This is a genomic window from Micromonospora sp. NPDC049529 (genome assembly GCF_055586685.1).
Genome location: NZ_JBVJHT010000007.1, coordinates 249237 through 266163, shown reverse-complemented (window position 1 = coordinate 266163; position 16927 = coordinate 249237). Strand labels below are relative to the sequence as shown.

Annotated in this window: 14 protein-coding genes; all 14 read right to left on the bottom strand. The window is 69.5% G+C overall.

Features of this window, described 5'->3' with window-relative positions; genetic code table 11:
• Positions 1-136: 136 nt before the first annotated feature.
• Entirely contained in the window at positions 137-1168 is a 1032-nt protein-coding gene (locus ACZ6QQ_RS14595) for a polyprenyl synthetase family protein (RefSeq protein WP_465876613.1), read from the bottom strand.
• An 81-nt stretch (positions 1169-1249) separates the two neighbouring features.
• A complete protein-coding gene (gene nuoN / locus ACZ6QQ_RS14590; protein ID WP_465876611.1) occupies positions 1250-2818 on the bottom strand; it encodes an NADH-quinone oxidoreductase subunit NuoN in 1569 nt (522 codons plus the stop codon).
• Complete coding sequence (locus ACZ6QQ_RS14585) at positions 2815-4365, bottom strand: NADH-quinone oxidoreductase subunit M (protein ID WP_465876609.1); 1551 nt, start codon at positions 4363-4365, stop codon at positions 2815-2817. Before ACZ6QQ_RS14585 ends, nuoN begins: the two co-directional genes overlap by 4 nt.
• Before the next feature lie 64 nt (positions 4366-4429).
• Positions 4430-6370: an NADH-quinone oxidoreductase subunit L gene (nuoL, locus tag ACZ6QQ_RS14580; protein WP_465876607.1), complete on the bottom strand. Its 1941-nt coding sequence runs from the start codon at positions 6368-6370 to the stop codon at positions 4430-4432.
• Positions 6371-6382: 12 nt separating this feature from the next.
• The gene (gene nuoK / locus ACZ6QQ_RS14575; protein ID WP_326561439.1) at positions 6383-6682 is read right to left on the bottom strand and encodes an NADH-quinone oxidoreductase subunit NuoK; all 300 of its coding nucleotides are present in this window, start codon (positions 6680-6682) and stop codon (positions 6383-6385) included.
• Positions 6679-7449, bottom strand: a complete 771-nt coding sequence (locus tag ACZ6QQ_RS14570) for an NADH-quinone oxidoreductase subunit J (protein WP_465876605.1) — start codon at positions 7447-7449, stop codon at positions 6679-6681. Before ACZ6QQ_RS14570 ends, nuoK begins: the two co-directional genes overlap by 4 nt.
• Positions 7449-8036 (bottom strand): NADH-quinone oxidoreductase subunit NuoI, encoded by a 588-nt coding sequence (gene nuoI / locus ACZ6QQ_RS14565; protein ID WP_465876603.1) that lies wholly within the window; start codon positions 8034-8036, stop codon positions 7449-7451. Before nuoI ends, ACZ6QQ_RS14570 begins: the two co-directional genes overlap by 1 nt.
• Position 8037: 1 nt before the next feature.
• On the bottom strand, positions 8038-9396 hold the full coding sequence (gene nuoH / locus ACZ6QQ_RS14560; RefSeq protein ID WP_465876601.1) for an NADH-quinone oxidoreductase subunit NuoH: 1359 nt from the start codon (positions 9394-9396) through the stop codon (positions 8038-8040).
• Positions 9393-11879 (bottom strand): NADH-quinone oxidoreductase subunit G, encoded by a 2487-nt coding sequence (locus tag ACZ6QQ_RS14555; RefSeq protein ID WP_465876599.1) that lies wholly within the window; start codon positions 11877-11879, stop codon positions 9393-9395. The genes nuoH and ACZ6QQ_RS14555 overlap by 4 nt, the downstream gene beginning before the upstream one ends.
• The gene (gene nuoF / locus ACZ6QQ_RS14550; RefSeq protein WP_465876598.1) at positions 11879-13195 is read right to left on the bottom strand and encodes an NADH-quinone oxidoreductase subunit NuoF; all 1317 of its coding nucleotides are present in this window, start codon (positions 13193-13195) and stop codon (positions 11879-11881) included. The genes ACZ6QQ_RS14555 and nuoF overlap by 1 nt, the downstream gene beginning before the upstream one ends.
• A complete protein-coding gene (gene nuoE, locus ACZ6QQ_RS14545; protein ID WP_465876596.1) occupies positions 13192-14184 on the bottom strand; it encodes an NADH-quinone oxidoreductase subunit NuoE in 993 nt (330 codons plus the stop codon). The genes nuoF and nuoE overlap by 4 nt, the downstream gene beginning before the upstream one ends.
• A complete protein-coding gene (locus ACZ6QQ_RS14540; RefSeq protein WP_465876594.1) occupies positions 14184-15509 on the bottom strand; it encodes an NADH-quinone oxidoreductase subunit D in 1326 nt (441 codons plus the stop codon). The genes nuoE and ACZ6QQ_RS14540 overlap by 1 nt, the downstream gene beginning before the upstream one ends.
• Positions 15509-16243: an NADH-quinone oxidoreductase subunit C gene (locus tag ACZ6QQ_RS14535; protein ID WP_465876593.1), complete on the bottom strand. Its 735-nt coding sequence runs from the start codon at positions 16241-16243 to the stop codon at positions 15509-15511. Before ACZ6QQ_RS14535 ends, ACZ6QQ_RS14540 begins: the two co-directional genes overlap by 1 nt.
• Positions 16240-16914, bottom strand: a complete 675-nt coding sequence (locus ACZ6QQ_RS14530; RefSeq protein ID WP_465876591.1) for a NuoB/complex I 20 kDa subunit family protein — start codon at positions 16912-16914, stop codon at positions 16240-16242. Before ACZ6QQ_RS14530 ends, ACZ6QQ_RS14535 begins: the two co-directional genes overlap by 4 nt.
• Between the last annotated feature and the right edge of the window lie 13 nt (positions 16915-16927).

Sequence of the window (16927 nt, the reverse complement as noted above, 5' to 3'; positions counted from 1 at the left end):
AGCTGAGTCCGCCCCCCCCCTCCGTTCGTTTTCTCTCGGACCACCCACCCCCCCCCCCCCCCCCCCCCCCACCACCCCCCCCCCCCCACTGGGCGGCGCGAAGCGGAGCGAGCCGCGACGGCGAAGCCGTCGCCAGTCAGCTAGTACGGTCTGCGATGAAGTCGCAGAGGGATTCGAGGGCCAGGCGGGCGGAGCAGTTCGGCAGGGGCGAGAGTCGTTCGCGGGCGTCCTCGGCGTAGCTGCGTACGGTCTCGCGGGCGCGCTTGAGGGCGGGTGACTCGCGAAGCAGCCCGAGGGCCTCGGCGTGCAGGGTGTCGTCGGTGACCGGGCCGGCGGAGAGGATCTCCCGGAGGCGTACGGAGGCGGCGTCGGCATCGTCGGAGGCGAGCGCGTAGAGCACAGGCAGGGTCGGTACGCCCTCGCGGAGGTCGGTGCCGGGGGTCTTGCCGGACTGCACGGATTCCGAGGCGATGTCGAGCAGGTCGTCGGAGAGCTGGAACGCGACACCGATGGTTTCGCCGTAGCCGGCGAGGGCTTCGGTGTGGGCCGGGATGGCGCCGCCGAACATGCCGCCGAACCGGGCCGAGGTGGCGATCAGGGAGCCGGTCTTCTCGCCGATGACGTGCAGGTAGTGGCTGACCGGGTCGTCGCCGTCGCGTACGCCGACGGTTTCGGCGATCTGGCCGTGGACCAGCCGGGCGAAGGTGCGCGCCTGGAGGCGTACGGCTTCCGGGCCGAGGTCGGCGGCAATGTCGGCGGCGCGGGCGAAGAGGTAGTCGCCGACCAGGATCGCGATGGAGTTGGTCCAGCGGGAGTTGGCGCTCGGTGCGCCACGGCGCACGGCGGCCTCGTCCATGACGTCGTCGTGGTAGAGCGTCGCCAGGTGGGTGAGCTCCATCACGACGGCGGCCGGGACCACCAGCGGCGCGGTCGGGTCGCCGAACTGTGCGCCGAGGGCGACCAGCAGCGGGCGGAACCGCTTGCCGCCGGCCTCCACCAGGTGGCGGGCGGCCTCGGTCACGAGCGGATCCGCGCTCGCCACACTGGCCCGTAGCTCGGTCTCGACCGACGCCAGGACCGCTAGGGCCGACGCTTCCACTTCCGCGTCGACAAAGTCGAGCCCAATCCCCGTCAGGCCGTCAGCCGGTCTCCCCACGCTCTCAACCATGCCACACCGGCCCGACCACCCCTGGCCGGGGGCGGTCGGCGACCTTCGTGCGCTGGTACGGGGCCTGGGCGGTGGTGCCGATCACTTCACGAATTCTGCGGCGCCGTTGGCGAGGTCCAGCAGTGGTGCCGGAACCACCCCGAGGGCGAGCGTGGCGACCACGCCGATGGTGAGCGCCGCGGAGGTCAGGCCGCCGGGGAGCGACACCGTCGGGGTGGACTCGCTCGGCTCGGAGAGCCACATCATCACCACGACCCGCAGGTACGGGAACGCGAGGATCATGCTGGTCAGCACACCGGCGATCACGAGCCAGGTCTGGCCGCCGTCGAGAGCCGCCCCGAAGACCGCGAACTTGCTGGTGAAGCCGCTGGTGAGGGGGATGCCGGCGAAGGCGAGCAGGAGGAAGGTGAACAGCCCGGCGAAGAGCGGGGAACGCTTCCCGAGGCCGGCCCAGCGGGACAGGTGGGTCGCTTCCCCGTCGGCGTCCCGGACCAGGCTGACGACGCCGAACGCGGCGAGCACGGTGAAGCCGTACGCGACGAGGTAGAACATCGTGCTGGAGAGGCCGTCGCGGGTGAGCGCGAGTACGCCGACGAGCAGGTAGCCGGCGTTCGCCACCGACGAGTACGCGAGCAGCCGCTTGATGTCGGTCTGGGTGACCGCGAGTACGGCGCCGACGAGCATGGTCAGGATCGCGACGGTGCCGAGGATCGGGGTGAAGTCCCAGGCGGCCCCGGCGAATGCCACATAGAGGACCCGGAGCAGCCCGCCGAACGCGGCGATCTTGGTGCAGGCGGCCATGAAGGCGGTGACCGGCGTCGGGGCGCCCTGGTAGACGTCGGGGGTCCAGACGTGGAACGGCGCGGCCGCGGCCTTGAAGAGCAGGCCGATGCTGATCAGGGCGATGCCGGCGACCAGCAGCGTACGGCTGGCGTTCGAGTCGGCGACGGCGGCGCTGATGGTGGCGAAGTCGACCCCGCCCGGCTCGTCACCCGGCTGGCCGTTGGTGATGCCGGCGGTGAAGCCGTAGGTGAGCGCGATGCCGAAGAGGAAGAACGCCGAGGCGTACGCGCCGAGCATGAAGTACTTGAGCGCGGCCTCCTGGCTGAGCAGCCGGCGGCGACGGGCCAGCGCGCAGAGCAGGTAGAGCGGCAGCGAGAAGACCTCAAGCGCGATGAACATGGTGAGCAGGTCGTTGGCGGCGACGAAGAGCAGCATGCCGCCGACGGCGAACAGGGTGAGCGGGAAGACCTCGGTGGAGCCGCCCTCCTCGGCCGCCTGCCGACGGTCCTCCTCGGAGCCGACGGTGACCGCCGCGTGGGCGACGAACGGGCCGCCGTGCTCCAGCGTGCGCTCGCCGATCATCAGCAGCGCCATCGCGGCGAGCACGATGATCGCGCCCTGGAGGAACAGGGTCGGACCGTCGACCGCGATCGCCTCACCGGCGGTGACCGTCTGGGTGGTCCGTTCGACCACCACCACGATCAGCGCGGCGACCAGGGCGGCCAGCCCGAGGACGAGTTGCACCAGGTGCCGGAGGCGGCGCGGGACGAACGCCTCGACCAGGATCCCGACGCAGGCCGCGCCGACCAGGATCAGGATCGGCGCGAGCGCCGCGTAGTCGATGGAGGGCAACTGCAGCGTGTTCATTTTGCGGCCTCCGGAAGGTGCCCGACCGTCGGAGCGGGGTCGGTCTTGCCGACGTTCTCCATCGTGGCCTGTACGGCGGGGTTGATGACGTCGGTGACCGGCTTCGGGTAGAAGCCGAGCAGCAGCAGAAGCGCGATCAGTGGCGCGACCACGACCTTCTCCCGCAGGGTGATGTCACGCCGCATGCCCTCCACCCCGGCCAGCGCCGGGTTGAGGGTGCCCTGGGTGGTGCGCTGCACCATCCAGAGGACGTACGCGGCGGCCAGGATGATGCCCAGGGTGGCGATGATCGCGACCGGCTTGTTCACCGTGTAGGTGCCGATCAGCACCAGGAACTCGGAGATGAACGGGGCCGTTCCGGGCAGGGCGAGCGAGGCCAGACCGGCGAAGAAGAACACTCCGGCCAGCACCGGGACCATCTTGCCGGCCCCGCCGAAGTCGCTGATCAGCGCCGAGTTGCGGCGGGCGACGAACATGCCGACCACCAGGAAGAGCAGGCCGGTGGCGAGGCCGTGGTTGAGCATGTAGAGCACCGCGCCGGTGCCGGCCTGGCTGGTGAAGGCGAAGATGCCGACGCCGATGAAGCCGAAGTGCGCGATCGAGGTGTACGACACCAGGCGCTTGAGGTCGTTCTGGCCGACCGCCAGCAGCGCCGCGTAGATGATGCCGATCAACGCGAGCGCGATCGCGTACGGGGCGAACCAGCGGGACGCCTCGGGGAACAGCGGCAGGCAGTACCGGAGGATGCCGAACGTACCGACCTTGTCCATCACGCCGACCAGCAGCGCGGCGGAGCCGACCGGGGCGGCGCCACCGGCGTCCGGCAGCCAGGTGTGGAACGGGAAGAACGGTGCCTTGATCGCGAAGGCGATGAAGAAGCCGAGGAAGAGCCAGCGCTCGACGCCGGTGGAGATGTCCATCGTCGGCAGCGTCTGGATCAGGGTCGCCCAGTCGAACGTCTTCCCGCCGACGACCCAGAGGCCGATCACGGCGGCGAGCATGAACAGGCCGCCGACCAGCGAGTAGAGGAAGAACTTCACCGCGGCGTACTGGCGCTGGTGCCCGCCGTAGCTTCCGATCAGGAAGTACATCGGGACGAGCATGACCTCGAAGAAGACGTAGAACAGGAACACGTCGGCGGCGGCGAAGACGCCGATCATCGTGCATTCGAGGAGCAGCAGCAGGGCGAAGTAGACCGGCACCGAGCGCTTCGACTTGTCCGCGTCGTGCCAGCTAGCCAGGATCACCACCGGCACCAGCAGCGCGATCAGCATCAGCATGACCAACGCGATGCCGTCGGCGGCGAAGGTGAAGTTGACGCCCCAGCGCGGGATCCAGGAGTAGGACTCGCGGAACTGGAGTCGGTCGCCACCGGCCTGGAACGCCACCCACATGAAGATCGAGAGCACCAGTACGGCGACCGACCAGCCGAGCGCGACCCGCTTGGCCAGCTCCGGCTGGCTACGTGGCAGGAACGCCACGATCACGGCACCGACCAGCGGCGCCACCGTCAGTACGGAGAGGAAGGGAAAGTCCCCGGCGAACATTATTCGGCCTTTCCTGCGTTGTTAGCGCACGGTCCGTGCGAGGCGACGGACCGAATAACGTTCGTCATGCCAGCCATCCCATCTGCAGGGCCAGGAACGCCGCCACCACCAGCAGGGCGCCGGTGAGCATCGACATCGCGTACGACCGGACGAACCCGGTCTGCAGCCGGCGCAGCCGGCCGGAGCCGCCGCCGACCGCCGCGGCGAGCCCGTTGACGAGCCCGTCGATGCCGCGGTTGTCGAGGTAGACCAGGGCCCGGGTGAGGAAGATGCCGGGCTTCTCGAAGACGGCCTGGTTGAACGCGTCGGTGTAGAGGTTGCGCCGCGCGGCCCGTACGACCGGGCCGACCGGCTGCTCCGTGAGCGCGGTGCCGTTGCGGAACAGCAGCCAGGCGAGGCCGGCGCCGAGCACGGTGAGGATCAGCGACAGGGCGGTGATCACACCGTGCGAGAGCACGCCGTGCACGCCCTCCTCGGCCTCCGGCAGCACGGCCGGGGCGAGCCAGTCCGGCACCGAGGTGGCGAGCAGCGCACCGGCGCCGAGCGAACCGATGCCGAGCAGGATCAGCGGGATGGTCATCAGCGGCGGCGACTCGTGCGGGTGCTCGATGTCCTCGGTCCACCGCTTCGGACCGTGGAAGGTGAGCACGAACAGCCGGGTCATGTAGAACGCGGTCAGACCGGCGCCGAGCAGGGCCGCACCACCGTAGAGCCAGGCGGTCCAGCCGTGCCGCTCGAACGCGGCGGCGATGATCGGCTCCTTGGAGAAGTAACCCGAGAACGGGAACATGCCGATGATCGCCAGCCAGCCGGCCCCGAAGGTGAGCCAGGTGATCTTCATGTACTTGGCCAGACCACCGAAGCGGCGGATGTCGACCTGGTCCTTCATGCCGTGCATGACCGAACCGGCGCCGAGGAACATGTTGGCCTTGAAGAAGCCGTGCGCCAGCAGGTGGATGATGGCCAGCGCGTACGCCCCGCCACCGAGCCCGACGCCGAGGAACATGTAGCCGATCTGGCTCACCGTCGACCAGGCGAGGACCCGCTTGATGTCGTCCTTGGCCGCGCCGATGATGCAGCCCATCAGCAGGGTGAGCGCACCGACGCTGACCACCACGGTCTGGAGCGTGTGGTCGGCGGAGAAGATCGGGTTGGACCGGGCGATCAGGTAGACGCCCGCGGTCACCATGGTCGCGGCGTGGATCAGGGCGGAGACCGGGGTGGGGCCCTCCATCGCGTCCGGCAACCAGGCCTGGAGCGGGAACTGACCGGACTTGCCGGCCGCGCCGAGCAGGAGCAGCAACCCCATCGCCAGTACGGTGCCGCCGGCCAGACTGCCGGCGTCGATGCCGCCGATCACCCCGTTGAAGACCTCGTTGTACTGGGTGGTGCCGAAGCTGGCGAACATGATGAAGATCGCGATCGCCAGGCCGGCGTCGCCGACCCGGTTCATCAGGAACGCCTTCTTACCGGCGGTGGCGGCGGACGGCCGCCCGTACCAGAAGGAGATCAGCAGGTACGACGCCAGACCGACGCCCTCCCAGCCGAAGTAGAGCATCACGTAGTTGTTGCCGAGCACGAGCATCAGCATCGCGGCGACGAACAGGTTGAAGTACGCGAAGAACCGGCGCCGGCCCGGGTCGTGCTCCATGTAACCGACCGCGTACACGTGGATCAGGAAACCCACGCCGGTGATCAGCAGCACGAAGACCCCGGACAGCGGGTCGAAGAGCAGGCCGAAGTCGACCTTGAAATTGCCGACCGAGATGAACTCCCAGAGGCTGCTCTCGACGGACTTGTTGTCCAGGCCGCGCAGCTGGAAGAAATAGGTCAGGCCAAGTACGAAGGCGGCACCGACACTCGCCACCCCCAGCCAGTGACCCCACCGGTCGGCCCGCCGGCCGAGCAGCAGGAGGATCGCCGCGCTGGCCAGCGGGATGGCCACCAGCAGCCACACGCTGCTCAGTAGCCCCGTGGCCTGGGCGTACTCCACAGTCTCTTCCACTCCAGGGCCCCTTTAGTACTTCAGCAGGTTGGCGTCGTCGACGCTCGCGGAGCGTCGAGTCCGGAAGATCGACATGATGATCGCGAGCCCGACCACAACCTCGGCCGCGGCGACCACCATCACGAAGAACGCCATGATCTGGCCGTTGAGGTCGCCGTTGATCCGACTGAAGGTGACCAGTGCCAGGTTGGCGGCGTTGAGCATCAGCTCGACGCACATGAACAGCACGATCGCGTTGCGTCGGATCAGCACCCCGACCGCGCCGATGGTGAACAACACCGTGGCGAGGACCAGGTAGTAGTCAGGACTCATTTCTCGGTCCCCTTCAGCGCGGTCTCCGACGCGGACAACTCCCGCGTCGGGAGGATCTCGGGCACGCTGCGCTCGCTGAGCGTTCCGTCCGGCAGAAGGCCGGGGGTGGCGACCGAGCTTGAGGTGGCGAAGACACCGGGGCCGGGCTTCGGGCCGGGGTAGTTACCCGGAGCGAAGCGGGCCTTCATGGTCGCCACCTGGTCCATCCGCTCGCCCTTGCGCCGCTCGACGTGAGCCAGCACCATCGCCCCGACCGCCGCGGTGATCAGCAGCGCCGAGGTGATCTCGAAGGCGAAGACGTACTTGGTGAACAGCAGCGCGGCGATGCCCTGGACGTTGCCGTCGGCGTTCGCCTCGTCCAGCCCGACCACTGTCGTGCCGTGTACGGCCCGGTAGACCCCGGTCGCCACCAGCGCGGCGAAGCCGAGGCCGAGGGCGATCGCGGCGACCCGCTGGCCGCGCAGCGTCTCGATCAGCGAGTCCGAGGCGTCCCGGCCGACCAGCATCAGCACGAACAGGAACAGCATCATGATCGCGCCGGTGTAGACGATGATCTGCACCATGCCGATGAACGGCCCGGCCTGGAGCACGTAGAACACGCCCAGGCAGAGCATGGTCAGCACCAGCCAGAGCGCCGAGTGCACGGCGTTGCGGGCCGCGACCATGCCGATCCCGCCGATCAGGGCGAGCGGGGCGAGGATCCAGAAGGTCACCGCCTCGCCGGTGGAGACGTCACCGGCCGCGGCGAGCACCGTCTGCGTCGTCATCACTTGTCTCCAGTCGCGCCGGAGCCGTCCACCGTGCCGGTTTCGGACCAGGGCGCCCGTTCGGCGCCGGCCGACGTACCCGGGTTGGTCAGCGCACCGACGTAGTAGTCCTTCTCGGTGTCCCCGAGCCGCATCGGGTGCGGCGGCTGCTCCATGCCCGGCAGCAGCGGCGCGAGCAGTTGTTCCTTGGTGAAGATCAGGTCCTGCCGGTTGTCCCGCGCCAACTCGTACTCGTTGCTCATGGTCAACGAGCGGGTCGGGCAGGCCTCGATACAGAGCCCGCAGAAGATGCACCGGGCGTAGTTGATCTGGTAGGTGCTGGCGTACCGCTCACCGGGCGAGAAGCGCTGCTCCTCGGTGTTGTCGCCACCCTCCACGTAGATCGCGTCCGCCGGGCAGGCCCAGGCGCACAGCTCGCAGCCGATGCACTTCTCCAGCCCGTCCGGGTGCCGGTTGAGGATGTGCCGCCCGTGGTAGCGGGGAGCGGAGACCGGTGGCTTGAACGGGTAGTCGGTGGTGACCACCTTCTTGAACATGTGCGAGAAGGTGACCCCGAAACCCTTGAACGTGCCCGAGATCGCGCCCACGTCACACCTCCTTCTCGTCCGCGCCGGCAACAACGTTGGCCGGCTCCCGCTCGGCGACCGCGCGCTTGAGCCGCGGACTCGGCGGGACCTGCAGGTCCATCGGGGGCAGCGGGAAGCTGCCGGTGGGCCGGTTACGCACCTGCTGTTGCAGGGTCTCGGTCGGCTCCGGCTTGCGGCTCGGCCAGAAGAGCACGATCAGCAGCAGGACCAGCAGCACCACACCGAAGATGATCCAGCGGTCGGTCGCACCACGGCCGTCGACCGAGCGGATGCCGGCCAGCGCCAGGATCCAGACCAGGTTGATCGGCAGCAGCACCTTCCAGCCGAACCGCATGAACTGGTCGTACCGCAGCCGGGGCAGCGTGCCACGCAGCCAGACGAAGACGAAGACCAGCAGGATCACCTTGACCATGAACCAGAGCAGCGGCCACCAACCGGAGTTGGCCCCGTCCCAGAAGGTGATCGGCCACGGCGCCCGCCAGCCGCCCAGGAAGAGCGTGACGGTCACCGCCGACATGCTCACCATGGCGACGTACTCGGAGAGCATGAAGAGCGCGAACTTCAGCGAGCTGTACTCGGTCATGAAGCCGGCGACCAGCTCCGACTCCGCCTCGGGCAGGTCGAACGGCGCCCGGTTGGTCTCGCCGACCACGGCGATGAAGAAGATGATGAAGCTCGGGAAGAGCAGCAGCGCGTACCAGCTCGGCGCGGTCGGGTGCCAGCCGAAGATGTCCCAGCTCGCCGCCGAGTTGCCGGCCTGGGCGGCGACGATCCCGCTGGTCGACATGGTGCCGGCGCTCATGAAGACGGCGACGATGGAGAGCCCCATCGCCACCTCGTACGAGATCATCTGGGCGCTGGACCGGAGACCGCCGAGCAGCGGGTACGTCGAGCCGGAGGCCCAGCCACCGAGCACGATGCCGTAGACGCCCATCGCGGAGCAGGCCAGGATCACCAGGACGGCTACCGGCACGTCGGTGACCTGCAACGGCGTCCGCTCACCGAAGATGCTGACCATCGGTCCGAACGGGACGACCGACAGCACCGTCACCGCGCTGATCACCGAGATGGTCGGCGCGAAGAAGAACACCACCTTGTCCGACGCCTTCGGCAGGATGTCCTCCTTGAAGGCCATCTTGAGACCGTCGGCGAGGGTCTGCAGCAGACCGAAGGGGCCCACCTGGTTCGGGCCCGGACGCACCTGCATCCGGCCGACGACCCGGCGCTCGAACCAGACCCCGAGCAGGGTGGCGAGCACCGCGAAGACGAAGGCGAGGACAATCTTGAGCAGCACCAGCCACCAGGTGTCCTTGCCGAAGTCGGCAAGGGTGGGATCCTGGGCCAGATAGTCGAGCCTCACTGTGCACCTCTTCCACTGCCTGTGGACAGCCGGACGATCGCGCCGGAGGTGGCGCCGAGGCTGCGCCGGACCGTCGAGCCGGGCGAGTTGGTCGGCAGCCAGACCACCCCGTCGGGCATGTCGGTGATCTCCAGCGGCAGGGTCAGCGCGCCCCGGTCGGTGCCGACCGTGACGGCGTCGCCGTCGACCGCGCCGAGCGCCTCGGCAGCGGCCTTGCCGAGCCGGACCACCGGCGGGCGGGCGGTGCCGCCGAGCTGCGCGTCGCCCTCGGTCAGGGTGCCCAGGTCGATCAGGTGGTGCCAGGTGGCGAGCACCGCCTCGTCCGCGCCGACCGTCGCCGGTGCGGCCGGCTCGACCGCCGGGCTGGCCGGGCGCTGCGCCCGGGTCACCGGCAGTCCGCCCAGCTCGCGGCGGATGCTGTTGACATCGCCCGCACCGAGGGTGACCCCGAGCTGCGCGGCGAGCGCGTCGAGCACCCGGGCGTCGGTCATCGCGGTGGTGTCGAGCACGGCGTCGAAGGTGCGCAGCCGGCCCTCCCAGTCGAGGAAGCTACCGGCCTTCTCGACCACCGGGGCGACCGGGAAGACCACGTCGGCGCGGCGGGTGACCGGTCCGCCCTTGATCTCCAGGCTGATCAGGAACTGCACCTTCTCCAGGGCTTCCTCGGCCAGTCGCGGGTCGGCCAGGTCGGCCGGGTCGACCCCGGCCACCACCAGCGCGCCGATCTTGTCGGCGGCGACCGCGGCGATGATCTGGTCGGTGTCCCGACCGGTCTGGCTGGGGATGACCCCGGCGGCCACGTCCCAGGAGCCGGCCAGTTCGGCCCGCGCGCCGGGGTCGCTCACCGGGCGTCCGCCGGGAAGCAGGTTGGGCAGGCAGCCGGCGTCGACCGCGCCCCGGTCGCCCGCTCGCCGCGGCACCCAGGCCAGCTTCGCACCGGTACGCTCGGCGACCGCCGCGGCGGCGGAGAGCCCGCCCGGTACGGAGGCGAGCCGCTCGCCGACGAACAGGATCGCGCCCGGCTGGCTCAGCGCCTCGGCGACCGTGTCGTGCTCGGCCAGCACCTGCGCCTCCTCACCCGGTACCACCCGGGCGAGCTTGGCGCCGAGCTTCTCCAGCCCACGGGTGGCGAACGGCGCCAGCGCGTAGACCTTGAGGCCCTTCTTCTGGTACGCCTTACGCAGCCGCAGGAAGAGGATCGGGCACTCCTCCTCCGGCTCCAGCCCGGCCAGCACCACCGTCGGCGCCGCCTCGATGTCGGCGTACGTCACGTCGGTCACGCCGGCCACGTTGCTCGCCAGGAACTGGGTCTCCTCGGCGGAGACCGGGCGGGCCCGGAAGTCGATGTCGTTGGTGTTCAGCGCCACCCGGGCGAACTTCGCGTACGCGTACGCGTCCTCGACCGTGAGCCGGCCGCCGGTGAGCACGCCGATGCCGTACGCGCCGTCACGGGCCAGCCGCAGCCCCTCGGCGGCGAAGGCGAACGCCTCGCTCCAGGAGGCTTCCCGCAGTTCACCGGTTTTCGCGTCCCGGATCAGCGGGTTGGTGAGCCGTTCGGTGGCGGTGCTGTAGCGGAAGCCCCAGCGGCCCTTGTCGCAGTTCCACTCCTCGTTCACCGCGGCGTCGTCGCCGGCCAGCCGGCGCTGCACCTTGCCGCGGCGGTGGTCGGTGCGCTGGGCGCAGCCGGCGGAGCAGTGCTCGCACACGCTCGGGGTGGAGACCAGGTCGAACGGGCGGGCCCGGAACCGGTACTGGGCTCCGGTCAGCGCGCCGACCGGGCAGATCTGCACCGTGTTGCCGGAGAAGTACGAGTTGAACGGGACGTCACCGGCACCGCCGGAGTCGCGGCCGCTGCCGTCGCCCTCGCCGCCGTAGACCTCGTCCCGGTAGACGTTGATCTGCTCGCCGGAGGAGCGGTCCATCAGGTCGATGAACTTGTCCCCGGCGATCTCCTCGGAGAACCGGGTGCAGCGCTGGCAGAGCACGCAGCGCTCGCGGTCGAGCAGCACCTGGGAGGAGATGTTGATCGGCTTCTCGTATTCCCGCTTGGTCTCGTGGAAGCGGGTCTCGGGGCGGCCGGTCGACATCGCCTGGTTCTGGAGCGGGCACTCGCCGCCCTTGTCACACATCGGGCAGTCCAGCGGGTGGTTGACCAGGAGCAGCTCCATGATCCCCTCCTGCGCCTTCTTGGCGACCGGGGAGGTGAGCTGGGTCTTGACCACCATGCCCTGGGCGACCGTCTGGGTGCACGAGGCGACCGGCTTGCGCTGGCCCTCCACGTCGACCAGACACTGCCGGCACGCCCCGGCGGGCGCGAGCAGCGGGTGGTCGCAGAACCGGGGGATCTCGATGCCGAGCGTCTCGGCGGCCCGGATGAGCAGCGTGCCCTTGGGCGCGGTCACCTCGATGCCGTCGATGGTCAGCGTCACCGTCTCCACCGGCGCGACGGCACCGGCCGGGTTGACAGCCTTCAGGTCGGTCATCAGTGCGCCCCCACCAACTGCTTGTCCGACAGCTTCGGCGCGGTGCGCCCCTCGATGTAGTCGAGGTAGTCCTGCTTGAAGTACTGCAGGGACGAGGTCACCGGGCTGGTCGCGCCGTCGCCCAGACCGCAGAACGAGCGGCCGAGGATGTTGTCACAGGTGTCGAGCAGGGTGTCCAGGTCCTCCTGGGTGCCCGCTCCGGAGAGGATCCGGCGGTAGACCCGGACCATCCAGTAGTTGCCCTCCCGGCACGGGGTGCACTTGCCGCACGACTCGTGGTGGTAGAACTCCAGCCACCGGTAGGTCGCGTAGACCGGGCAGTCCTGGTCGGAGAAGATCTGCGTGGCGGTGGTGCCGAGGATCGAACCGGCGGCCGCCACTCCCTCGAAGTCCAGCGGCACGTCGATGTGCTCCGCCGCGAGCAGCGGCGTCGACGAGCCACCCGGGGTCCAGAACCGGAGCTGATGACCGGGGAGCATGCCGCCGGCCAGCTCGATCAGCTCGCGCAGGGTGATGCCGAGACCGGCCTCGTACTGGCCGGGGTTGACCACCCGACCGGAGAGCGAGTAGATCATCGGGCCGGACGACTTCTCCGTACCCATGCTCTTCCACCAGTCGGCCCCGCCGAGCACGATGTACGGCACGCTGGCGATGGTGCCGACGTTGTTGACCACGGTCGGCGCCGCGTAGAGGCCGTGCGTGGCCGGGAACGGCGGGCGCAGCCGGGGCTGGCCCCGGAAGCCCTCAAGCGAGTCGAGCAGTGCCGTTTCCTCGCCGCAGATGTACGCCCCGGCACCGCTGTGCACCACCAGTTCCAGGTCGAACCCGGTGCCGAGGATGTTGGTGCCGAGGTAGCCGGCGCGCTTCGCCTCGGCGACCGCGTTGCGCAGCCGCCGGGCGGCGTGCACCGCCTCGCCCCGGATGTAGATGTAGGCACGGCTGGCCCGGATCGCGTACGACGCGATGATCACGCCCTCGATCAGCGAGTGCGGATCGTGGGTCATCAGTGGCAGGTCCTTGCAGGTGCCGGGCTCGCCCTCGTCCGCGTTGACCACCAGGTAGTGCGGCTTGCCGTCACCCTGCGGGATGAAGCCCCACTTGAGTCCGGTGGGGAAGCCGGCACCGCCGCGCCCCCGCAGACCCGAGTCCTTGATGAGCTGGATCAGGTCGTCCGGGTGGGCGGCGAGCGCCTTGCGCATCGCGGCGTAACCGTCGAGCTTCTGGTAGACGTCGAGTTTCCAGGCGTCCGGCGAGAGCCAGCGCTTGGTCAGCACCGGAGTCAGCTTCGCCAGCGTCTCCGGCCGAGGCGTACTCATGATTGAGCCTCCTTCAACGAACGCTGCTGCTGCTCGGCGTCGTCACCGGCCGGCTTGCCATCGCTGGCCGGCTTGTTGGTGGCGGCGCCGGCCTCGGCGGCGGCCTGGGCGTCCGCCGGTACCGGCGGTTCGCCGTCGACCGGGGTGGCGACCCCCGGCGCGTCCGGTGCCGGCGTCTTCGCGTCCGGCGCGCGGGTCTCCGCGGTACGCAACTGCGGCGACTTCTGGTCCGGTGCCGGCAGATCCGGCGCGGTGGTGCCGGTGGCGGCGGCCGGCCGGGTGGTGGCCGGGGCCGGTGCGGCCGCGGCCTTCGTGCTCTTGATCGGGGTGTTCGGGTCGAAGCCCGGCACCGAGATGCCGTGCTGCTCGGCCAGCCGCAGCCCGCGCAGTGTCGCGTCACCGGCCGGTCCGTCGGCCACCGCGCCCTCGCGCTCGTCGGCGAAGCCGGCGAGTTGCAGCGACATCTCCTTGAGCGTGCAGAGCCGGGCCCCACGGGTCGGCATCGGCCGGTTCCCGGCGCGCAGCTCGTTGACCACGCCGACCGCGCTGTCCGGGTCGACCTTGTCGAAGAAGTCGTAGTTGACCGTCATCACCGGGCCGTAGTCGCACGCTGCCAGGCACTCGGCGTGTTCCAGGGTGATCGTGCCGTCGGCGGTGGTCTCGTCGTGCCCGACACCGAGGTGCTCGGAGAGGGCGTCGTAGACCTTCTGCCCACCGAGCACGTTGCACATCGTGTTGGTGCAGACGCTGACCAGGTAGTCCCCGGTCGGCCGGCGCTTGTACATCGTGTAGAAGGTCGCCACCGCGCCGACCTGCGCCTTGTTCAGGCCGAGGACCTCGGCGCAGAACGACACGCCGGCCGGGGATACGTAACCCTCCTCGGACTGGACCAGGTGCAGCAGCGGCAGCAGCGCCGAGCGGGACCGGTCGGCCGGGTAGCGGGCGATGATCTCCCGCGCCCGCCCGTACGTCTCTTCACTGAAGGCCACTAGCGATCACACCCACCCATCACCGGATCCAGAGAGGCACCGCCCGCGATCACGTCCGCGATCAGACCACCCTCGGCCATCGCCGGGATGGCCTGCAGGTTGACGAAGCTCGGCTCGCGGTAGTGCACCCGGTAGGGCCGGGTCCCGCCGTCCGAGACCGCGTGTACGCCCAGCTCGCCGCGGGGCGCCTCGATCGCGACGTAGACCTGGCCCGGCGGCACCCGGAAGCCCTCGGTGACGAGCTTGAAGTGGTGGATCAGCGACTCCATCGACTGACCCATGATCTTCGCCACGTGTTCGAGGGAGTTGCCCATGCCGTCGACGCCGATGGCCAGCTGCGCCGGCCAGGCGATCTTCTTGTCGGCCACCATGATGGGGCCGGGCCGGAGCCGGTCCAGCGCCTGCTCGACCAGCTTGAGCGACTCGCGGATCTCGCCGAGCCGGACCTGGTAGCGACCCCACACGTCGGCGTCGGTCGAGGTCGGCACGTCGAACTCGTACGTCTCGTAGCCGCAGTACGGCATCGTCTTGCGCAGGTCCCAGGGCAGTCCGGCCGAGCGGAGCACCGGACCGGTGACGCCGAGCGCGACACAACCGGTCACGTCGAGCACGGCCACGTTCTTGGTCCGCTCGATCCAGATCGGCTGCCCGGAGAGCAGGTCCTCGTACTCCTTGAGCCGCTGCGGCATCATCTTCAGGAACTCGCGGATCTTGACGATCGCCGCGTCCGGCACGTCCTGGGCGACACCGCCGGGGCGGACGTACGCCATGTTCATCCGCAAACCGGTGATCATCTCGAAGATGTCGAGAATGTACTCACGCTCGCGGAAGCCGTACAGCATGATGGAGATGGCACCGAGTTCCAGCCCGGTGGTGCCGAGCCAGACCAGGTGCGAGGCGATCCGGTTCAGCTCCATCATGAGCACCCGGATGGTGGTCGCCCGCTCGGTGATCTGGTCGGTGATGCCGAGCAGCTTCTCCACCGCCAGGCTGTACGCCGTCTCGTTGAAGATCGGAGCCAGGTAGTCCATGCGGGTCACGAAGGTCGAGCCCTGTACCCAGTTGCGGTACTCCAGGCTCTTCTCGATGCCGGTGTGCAGGTAACCGACGACGGTGCGGGCCTCGCGGACCGTCTCGCCCTCAAGCTCCAGCACCAGCCGCAGCACGCCGTGCGTGGACGGGTGCTGCGGACCCATGTTGACCACGATCCGCTCGTCGGCGATCGGGTCGTGGCCGGCCACCACGGTGTCCCAGTCGCCACCGGTGACGGTGAAGACCCGGCCCTCGGTGGTCTCGCGCTCAGCCGCGTATCCGGGAGTGGTCATTACTGGTAACTCCTCCGCTTGTCGGGCGGTGGGATCTCGGCGCCCTTGTACTCGACCGGCACGCCACCGAGCGGGTAGTCCTTGCGCTGGGGGTGTCCCTCCCAGTCGTCCGGCATGAGGATCCTGGTCAGGGCGGGGTGCCCGTCGAAGATCACGCCGAACATGTCGTACGCCTCGCGCTCCTGCCAGTCGGCCGTCGGGTAGGTCGACGTGATGCTGGGCAGGTGCGGTTCCTCGGCCGTCACGGCGACCTCCAGCCGGATCCGCCGCCGGTAGGTCATCGAGGTCAGCTCGTAGACGATGTGCAGCCGGCGGTCGTCGGTGCCGAGGTAGTCGACGCCGGAGACCGAGGAGCAGAGCTCGAACCGGAGCGCCCGGTCGTCGCGGAGCACCTGGCAGACCTCGGCGATCCGCTCCGACCGTACGTGCAGGGTCAGCTCGCCCCGGTCGACCACGATCTTCTCGATCGCGTCGGCGAACGCCGGGTACGCCTCTTCGAGCGCGTCCCGTACCTCGTCGAAGTAGCCGCCGTACGGGCGCGGGCTGTCGACCAGGCCGACGTGCCGGCGGACCAGGCCACCGAAGCCGGAGGTGTCGCCCGAGCCGTGGATGCCGAACATGCCCTGCCCGGCCGGGCTGGCCGGCGGGTGTTCGGCGGGGGCACCGCTGGTCGCACCGACCGGCGGCGCGGCCACCGGTACGCCGTTACCGGGCTTGTCACTGGGCGTGGTCACGGCTTGACACCCCCGGTGATGTGGTTCTGTGCGTTCATCCAGTTCTCGATCCGGAGCTGTTCCTCGCGGCCCTCGCGAACCGCCTGCGTCCACTCGGCCCGCCGGGCCTTGTCGGACCGGTACGACGACGGCATCGAGCCGTACGGCACCACCGGCACGTCACCACGGGCGATGCGGGCCTCAAGCATCTTGCGGCCGTTCGGACCGAGCGGCTCGTGCATGATCTTCTCGCGGAGCTTCAGGATCGCGTCGATCAGCATCTCCGGCCGGGGCGGGCAGCCGGGCAGGTACATGTCGACCGGGACGATGTGGTCGACGCCCTGCACGATGGCGTAGTTGTTGAACATGCCGCCGCTGCTGGCGCAGACGCCCATCGACAGCACCCAGCGGGGCTCGGCCATCTGGTCGTAGATCTGGCGCAGCACCGGGGCCATCTTCTGGCTGACCCGGCCGGCCACGATCATCAGGTCGGCCTGGCGCGGCGAGGCCCGGAAGACCTCCATGCCCCAGCGGCCCATGTCGTAGTGCGGGCCGCCGGCCGCCATCATCTCGATGGCGCAGCAGGCGAGGCCGAAGGTCGCGCCCCAGACCGACGACTTGCGGGACCAGTTGACCAGCTTCTCCACCGAGGTGAGCAGGACACCGGCGGGGAGCTTCTCTTCGATACCCATCTGACGTCCTCCC